The organism is Pseudonocardia sp. (assembly GCF_050246655.1).
Taxonomy (GTDB): Bacteria; Actinomycetota; Actinomycetes; order Mycobacteriales; family Pseudonocardiaceae; genus Pseudonocardia.
Genome location: NZ_JBFWVQ010000187.1, coordinates 1 through 6,956, shown reverse-complemented (window position 1 = coordinate 6,956; position 6,956 = coordinate 1). Strand labels below are relative to the sequence as shown.

The window sequence follows — 6,956 nt, the reverse complement described above, 5'->3', positions numbered from 1 at the left end:
CCGGCGTGGTCGGTGAGGAAGGACCGGGCCCGCGCCACCGCCGCGCCGGTGGTCGAGTTGTAGGCAGCACCGGCGGCGGCGCCTTCCTGCGCTGCGGCCTGGGCGAGGCTGCGGGCGTGGAACCACAGGCCGCCCTGGACGATCGAGAACACCAGCAGCAGCAGTGCGGGCGCGAGGATCGCTATCTCCAGGCTCACCGACCCGTCCTGCCCGCGGGCATGCCACCCCCGGCACCGGGCGGTGCCGTCGGTTCCTGCCGGTGTGCGGGCGGGCATAGCTGCGGCGGGCCGTGGTCAGTTGATCTGGTCGGTGCGGCGGGTGACGGCCAGGGTGATTGCGGTGACCAGGAGCGTCGCGACCGCGATGAGCCCGAGCACGATGATCACCAGCTCCAGGGTGGAGACACCGTCCTCACCCCGATTGCGCAGGGTGCGGCTGGTGCGGGCGAGGTGGCCGGCGAGCAGGACGCGGGCGGCGAGCAGGGTGCTGGTCATCTGGTGGTGCTCCTGTCCGGTACGGCGTGCGTGGGCATTGCAGGGTGGGATGGGAAGCGCTTCTAGGAGAACAGGATCCGGGCGAAGGCTGGGTAGCCGATCAGGGCCATGAAGGCGATGCCGAGCAGGGCGACGGGGATGATCATGTGCTCGCTGGCGGCGTTGGCCTCCGCCGCGGACGCGGCCAGGAGCTGGTGGCGTAGCGAGGCGGCGCGGGCGCGCAGGGTGGCGTAGACGGCGGCGCCGTCGGTGCCGGACAGTCGCATGATGTCGGCGAGGTCCCCGAGCTCGGGGACGCCGACCTGCTCGGCGAGCTCGCTTAGGGCGTCCCAGGGCGGGCGCCCGGCGAGCTCGGCGCGGGTCAGGGCGTCGCGGATCCGGACGAACCCGGGGGCGTCGGCGACCCAGGCGGCGCGCTCGAGGGCCTGCACGGTGCCGGCGTCGCCGGCGCGTTCGAGGGCGACGAGCTCGAGGTAGGCGCACACCGCCAGGCGCATCGCGTCCCGCTCGGTCTGCGCGCGGCGGCGAAGGTCCGCGTCTGGCACCCAGAACAGTACCGCAGCCAGCAGCAGCGACACCGCGACGGGCACGACGAGCGGGGGCGCGATGCCCAGCAGTGCGACCGCGGCGAGCAGGACTGGCGGGAACGCGAGCCCGATCAGCGCGTAGCCGGTCTTGCGGGCGGCCAGCGCCGCCGGGGTCTCGCCGAGCAGGGCGAGGTCGCGGGCGTAGCGGTCCAGGTGCAGGCGGGCCGCGAGGTCGGTGAAGACGCCGTCGCTGGTTCGCTGCCACCGCGACGCCCCGTGGACGGCGACGGGTTCGGGGTCCGCGGTGTCCAGGCGGGCCAGGGCAGCGGCGAGGTCGGGGACGTCGGGGACCAGGGCGCGGATCAGCACCGCGACGCCCGCGCCCACGCTCGCGCCAGCGGCGATCACCCACGGGTCGATCATGAGCCGGTCCTCCCCGAAGCGGCGGGCGTCCAGGCGGGGTCCGCGGCGTCGCCGAGCCGGGTTGATCCGGTGGGCAGGAACAGTCGCGGCTGCGGGCGGGTCAGAGTCAGCGCCCGCATCCACGCCAGCGATGCGATGAACCCGCACGCGATCACCGCGAGGACCAGCTGGCCGAGCAGGGTGCCGTACGGGGCGAGGTAGGTGCCGTTGAGGGCGCCGACGGCGACCACGCCGAGGGTGATGAGGGTGACCGCGCGGGCGGTGGTGCGGGGCTTGGCGCGCTCGGCCTCCACCCGGCGGCGCATGGCGACCTCCTCGGCGACGGAGTCCGCGACCGCGGCCAGGACCCGTGCCAGGCCAGGGCCCCGGCGGCGGGCACCCAGGATCAACGTGGCGACGACGAGGTCGCCGGTGGCGTCGTCGAGGTCGTCGGCGAACGCGCGCAGCGCGGCCTCGGTCGACCAGCGGGCGTCCAGCCGCGCCGCCAGCGCGGACACCTCGCCCTGAAGGCGTTGCGGGCAGGTGCGCACGGTCGCGGCGATTCCCTGCTCGAGACCGACACCGACGACCAGCACGTCGGACAGGCGCCGGGTCCATTCCTCCAGCGCCTCGATCCGGTCGATGCCCGCGGCCGCGACGGTCGAGGTGCCGAGCAGGATTGGCAGGCCCCACGCGGTGGCGGCGACGATGAGTGCGGCGACCGGCCACCCGGTGACCAGCCACGCCGCAGCCGCACCCAAAACCGCGACGACGGCGCGCGCTTGCGACCCGGCCGGCAGCCGCCGCGGGTGCGTCGTCGCAGTGCGACGCGGCACCGGTGCGGGTGCGAGCGCGGGGAACAGCCCGGCGACGACCAGCAGCACGCCGGCGACAAGGATCGCGCCGGCGACCGCGGCCAGGACCGCGGTCATGACGGTGCCCCGACCAGGTCGAGCGGCAGGGTCCAGGTGCCGGTGCGGTGGTCGAGGAACCCGGGGTCGAACCCGGCCCGGATCAGTTCCGGCAGGCACGCCGGTGCGTGGGTGGGGACGGCGCGACCGTCGGGTCCGGGGGCGAACACGGTCGTGGTCGTGGGGCGGCCGAACTCGCCCATCCCGTTGATCTCCACGATGTCGGACACGAACCTGTGCCGCCGCCCCCCGATGTGGGTCTCGTCCAGCAGCCGGGCGTGGACGATGAGGTCCACGGAGCCTGCGACCAGGCGGTAGGCGAACGTGTCGGTCATCCCGATGTCCGCGGACAGGCACAACGTGACCAGGCGGTCCAGGGCGTGCGCGGCGGTGCGGGAGTGGATCGTGCACAGCGACCCGTTGCCGGTCGACATCGCCTCCAGCATCGGGACGGCCTCGCTGCCGCGGACCTCCCCGACGATGATGCGCCGCAGGTTCATCCGCAGCGCATCCACCACCAGCTCGGCCAGCGTGACCTCCCCCGCGCGACGGCCGGAAACGTCGCGTTCGCTGGAGCCCTCGCGGGCCTCCATCGCCACCACCCGGGGGTGCCGGTCGGGGAGCTCGTGCAGGTGCAGCTCGTACTCCCGCTCGATGGTTGCGAACCGCTCCATCGGGTCGAACTCGTTGGCCAGCGCCCGGATCATGGTCGTCTTGCCCGCGTTCTGCAGCCCAGTGACGATGATGTTCTTCCCGGACCGTAGCGCCGCGCGCAGGAATGCGACCAGCGCGGTGTCCAGCATCCCGAGGGCGATCAGGTCGTCGAGGTCGACGTCGCGGACCCGGTGGCGGCGCACCACCACCTGAGGGCGCGGTGTCGTCCACGCCATCGCCGCCAGCCGAGACCCGTCCTCCAGGCGCAGGTGCAGGCGCGGGTTCGCGGTGGTGAAGGTGCGTTCGTTGCCCGCCACCCGAGCGGCCAGGTGCTGGAGCTGCTCGAGGAGCTCGGCGTCGGAGTCCGCGACGGCGGGACCGCGCTCCTCGCGGCCGTCGGCGTAGGACACCCAGACCTGGTCGTGGCCGTTGACCTCGATGTTCTCCACCATCGGGTCATCGACCAGCGGCTGCAACCGCCCCAGGCCGAACAGCGCCGACATGACGGCGTCGGCGAGCGCGAACTCCTCCTCCACGCTCCACCCCGGGGCGCCGGCTCGCGCGGCGTCGCGGGACCGGGCTGTCAGGAGATCGGCGAGCAGGGAGCGGCACAGCTCTTGGCGGGCCGTCGTGTCGGTCAGCGGGTCGGTCTGCAGGCGGGCGGCGAGGCGTTCGGCGACCTCGCGGCGCAGCTCCCGGACCAGCCCGTGATCGACCGACAACCCTGCCCCCGGGTCGGCCGCGGGCGGTTCGGGCTCGGGCCACGCGCGCAGCGCGGGCGTGTCGAGGTCGTCGACCTGCCAGGCGCGCAGCTGCTCGGTCACGACCCCACCACCGTCCGTTGGTTAGCGGCCGATGCGGAAGAGCGCAGCGGTGTCGCGTCCGGCTTCAGAGGCGACAACGGCGACAGCAGCGGGTCAGCGAGGTCGCGGAGCCGGCCCGTCACGGCGGCGGCTGAGCGCATCAGCGCGGTGCGGGCGAACCAGCGCCCGGCGGGCGCGCCGTCACTGAGCACCGCGGCCGCCCGAGGGTCCCAGGCCAACGATCCGAGCAGCGGGAGTCCGAGGGAGGATGCGACCTCGTCAGCCGGGTACGGGCGCCGCTCACCGACGACCAGCAGCCACCGCCGCGGCGACGACGAGTGTGCCGGCTCGGCTGCGCGGAGCACGGCCGCGGCGGGGCGTGCTGCCGCGACCGCGCGCAACGACGACCCCGTCACGAGCACCACGAGGTCCGCGGCCGCCAGCAGCGATGCGTCCGCGCCCGCAGGCAGTCGTCCGACGTCGACGAGGACCGTCCAGCTCTCCTCGCCGCTGCTGTCGAGCTCGCGCAGCCGCGACCAGGCCGGGGCCGCGCCAGGCCTGGTCGGCGGGAACGGTGCGGGCCCGGCGAGCAGGAGCCGGGACCCGGTCGCGTCGAGCGCGACCGCGGAACCGTGGACCGCGTCGAGCAGGTCGCCGCGTGCAGTCGCGACGGCACCGGCTCCGGCGCCCGGCCCGGTCGCGCCCTGCAGGTAGCCCGAGGCGAGGTCGGCGCCGGCCGGGTCGGCGTCGACCAGCAGCACCGAATCGCCGTTCAGCGGCCAGGTCAGGGCCAGCGCAAGCGCACTGGTTGTGGCCCCGGGCGCGCCCTTGGCCGAGCACACCGCGATCACGGTCATGACGCGGCCGCCCGCGGCAGCAGCACCAGCGCGATGCGCCCGGTCGCGGCCCGCGCCGCCAGCGCCGGGCCGTCCCCGGCCGCGACCGTGACGTCGAGAACCGACACCCCGTTGAGATCGGCAGGGCCGACGCGCACGACGGTCGCCGCCAGAGTTGCGGGCGGCCCGGTCGGCGGGTCGCCGTCCGCGCCAGGGGTCTCGACGATGAGGATCCGGTCCCCGGGCGTCAGGCCACCCGCGGGCAGCCGGTCGGCCTTGAGCGGAACACCGACCAGGACCTCCCCCGCCTCCGGGGGTGTCGCGGCGGTGAGCTGCGCGGGCGCCAGCAGCGACCCGGCCACGATCGTGGTCGCAGCGACCTGGCCCACGACGCGGTCACGCTCGCCCGCCGGGATGACGGCGACCCCGCTCGCGTCGGCGACCTCGACGGTCCCCAGGTCTGCGTCGGTCAGGACCGTCCCGTAGGCGACGTCGCGCGCCGCCACCAGCACCGAGACGCGGGCGCTGCTGGTCGACACCAGCCGCGCCGCCGCGAGCGCACCCACCGCGACCAGTGCCACCCCCAGGGCCAGCAGCCCGGGACGGCGGCGCGGCCGCGGGGCGCGCATCGGTGCAGCGACCTTCATCGCCCGCGCCGACCCGTCCGCCCGGGCCGTACTTGAGCTCGTGGTCGTCACAGCTCCACCTCCCGTGGCATGGCACGCCGCGCACCGGTGCTCATGTGACCAGCACCTGAAGCTCGCCGATGCGCACGCTCGTCGACGACGTCCGGGTCACCGTCAGCACGCCGGACTCCCCGCCGCCGGCCCACGACACCACCCACGTCGTGGTCGCCGTGACCGCGTAGGCGTGATCGGGCTGCGAGGCCGAGGACCGGGTGTAGACGTGCCCGCACGTCGGGGACCGCGCATCGCCTACCGACCTCGTGTACGGGGTGCCGGGCGACGTGCACGTCACCGTGTGGCCATCACCCATGTCCCACACCACCTTCGACGCCCGCGCCGTCGCCGTCACCGACGTCCCAGGGATAGACGCCGTCGCCGACGTCGGACCCCACGTCGAGGCACGCACCTCGGTCCACATCCACACAGGCAGACCGACCAGGCCCTTGCCCGAGGGGTCTGGCGCCATGCCGATGTCCGGACCGTCCAGGCGCATCGAGTCCAGGGCCCGCTGCGCCAGGGTCGCCGGCGTCGCCCTGCCGCCGTAGCCGTCGGGAGGTCCCGGCAGCCACACCCACCCCCCGCCCGATCCGCCCGTGCTCAGGCACGTCGCCAGGTAGATCGCCCCCCCGGCTCCGTGTCCGGACCAGATGGGATCGCTACTGGCCGGCTGAGGGTCGACCAGCATGAAGTAGCAGCCCTGGGAGTTGCTCCACCATCCGAAGGTGGGGTCGTAGCAGTCGACTGCCTCGCCCGTGATCGGCAGGCGGCATTCGAGCGTCCCACCTCCGCCCGGTGTGGGAGTCGGCGACGATCCGGGAGTGCCGGGCCCTTCGACGACGATGATGCAGATGGGTTGATCCGGTGGACACGTGACGCCACCGGAGGTGCCGGTCGCCTCCGCGTTAGCTGCGGTCCCGAGCCCTGCCATCGCCGCTACCACGAGCGACACGACGACCCGCGTCAGCACGAGCGATCCCGGAACGCGGTCGACGTCTTGATGACCCAGCGCCCATCGAAGATGGTCGCCACCGACTCCACAACGACGCGCGGTGATTGGCCTGGGGCGAGCGCAGAGTCGCCAGTCGCCACGAACACCGGAAGCCAGCCGGTGGAGTCTAGGCAGTCCGTGATGGCCACCTCGGGCCGCGCCCCAGCCGCGACCGAGACCACGGATGTTTCGTGAGTTGGCTCCCCGCGCATCTCCACTCCATTGCGGCGGAGCAGGAGCACCGTTGCGAGAGCATCGGACAAGGCCTTGTCGATGGCGTTGGCGCGCAGTGCCTTCGGCGGCTCCTTGGTGGGATCCGCCTGCGAGGCAACCTTCGCCGCCCAGAACCGGTCGTAAGCGGCCAGTGCCTCGACGGACTCAGTGAGCGTTGTAGTGGACACGGTCGGGGTGGCCGAGGAGGCCGAGGGTCGGATACCGGGCGACGTCGAGGTAGGAAGCGGGTCCTGCGGGCCTTCGGTGCAGCCGACGAGGACGATGGCTCCAAGTAGCGCTGCGAGCACCGGACGACAGGCATGGCCGCTGATCATCGTCACCACCGCCTTGCTGCGTCGGTGTGGCGGGACGTTCCCCCGTCGATCCGTTCTTTGTACCGCGCACAGGTGACACGCGGCACCCGGTTCGCCGGAACCTGTGG

The 6,956-nt window shown here is 73.8% G+C and carries 9 protein-coding genes; all 9 read right to left on the bottom strand.

Translation table 11 applies throughout. From position 1 onward, the window contains the following. A partial coding sequence (locus AB7J25_RS29545) for a TadE/TadG family type IV pilus assembly protein (RefSeq protein WP_428514481.1) occupies nt 1–197 on the bottom strand: 197 nt, incomplete at its 3' end. Between the two features lie 96 nt (nt 198–293). After that, complete coding sequence (locus AB7J25_RS29540) at nt 294–494, bottom strand: hypothetical protein (protein WP_428514479.1); 201 nt, start codon at nt 492–494, stop codon at nt 294–296. A 62-nt stretch (nt 495–556) separates the two neighbouring features. Beyond that, the gene (locus AB7J25_RS29535) at nt 557–1,444 is read right to left on the bottom strand and encodes a type II secretion system F family protein (protein ID WP_428514477.1); all 888 of its coding nucleotides are present in this window, start codon (nt 1,442–1,444) and stop codon (nt 557–559) included. After that, nucleotides 1,441–2,355, bottom strand: coding sequence for a type II secretion system F family protein (locus tag AB7J25_RS29530; RefSeq protein ID WP_428514476.1), 915 nt, complete (start codon nt 2,353–2,355; stop codon nt 1,441–1,443). The genes AB7J25_RS29535 and AB7J25_RS29530 overlap by 4 nt, the downstream gene beginning before the upstream one ends. Continuing rightward, on the bottom strand, nt 2,352–3,812 hold the full coding sequence (locus AB7J25_RS29525; protein WP_428514474.1) for a CpaF family protein: 1,461 nt from the start codon (nt 3,810–3,812) through the stop codon (nt 2,352–2,354). Before AB7J25_RS29525 ends, AB7J25_RS29530 begins: the two co-directional genes overlap by 4 nt. Beyond that, nucleotides 3,809–4,648, bottom strand: coding sequence for a hypothetical protein (locus AB7J25_RS29520; RefSeq protein WP_428514472.1), 840 nt, complete (start codon nt 4,646–4,648; stop codon nt 3,809–3,811). The genes AB7J25_RS29525 and AB7J25_RS29520 overlap by 4 nt, the downstream gene beginning before the upstream one ends. Beyond that, on the bottom strand, nt 4,645–5,325 hold the full coding sequence (locus tag AB7J25_RS29515) for an SAF domain-containing protein (RefSeq protein ID WP_428514470.1): 681 nt from the start codon (nt 5,323–5,325) through the stop codon (nt 4,645–4,647). The genes AB7J25_RS29520 and AB7J25_RS29515 overlap by 4 nt, the downstream gene beginning before the upstream one ends. Nucleotides 5,326–5,365: 40 nt before the next feature. Continuing rightward, entirely contained in the window at nt 5,366–5,623 is a 258-nt protein-coding gene (locus tag AB7J25_RS29510) for a hypothetical protein (RefSeq protein ID WP_428514468.1), read from the bottom strand. Nucleotides 5,624–6,273: 650 nt separating this feature from the next. Continuing rightward, nucleotides 6,274–6,855, bottom strand: coding sequence for a hypothetical protein (locus AB7J25_RS29505; RefSeq protein ID WP_428514466.1), 582 nt, complete (start codon nt 6,853–6,855; stop codon nt 6,274–6,276). Between the last annotated feature and the right edge of the window lie 101 nt (nt 6,856–6,956).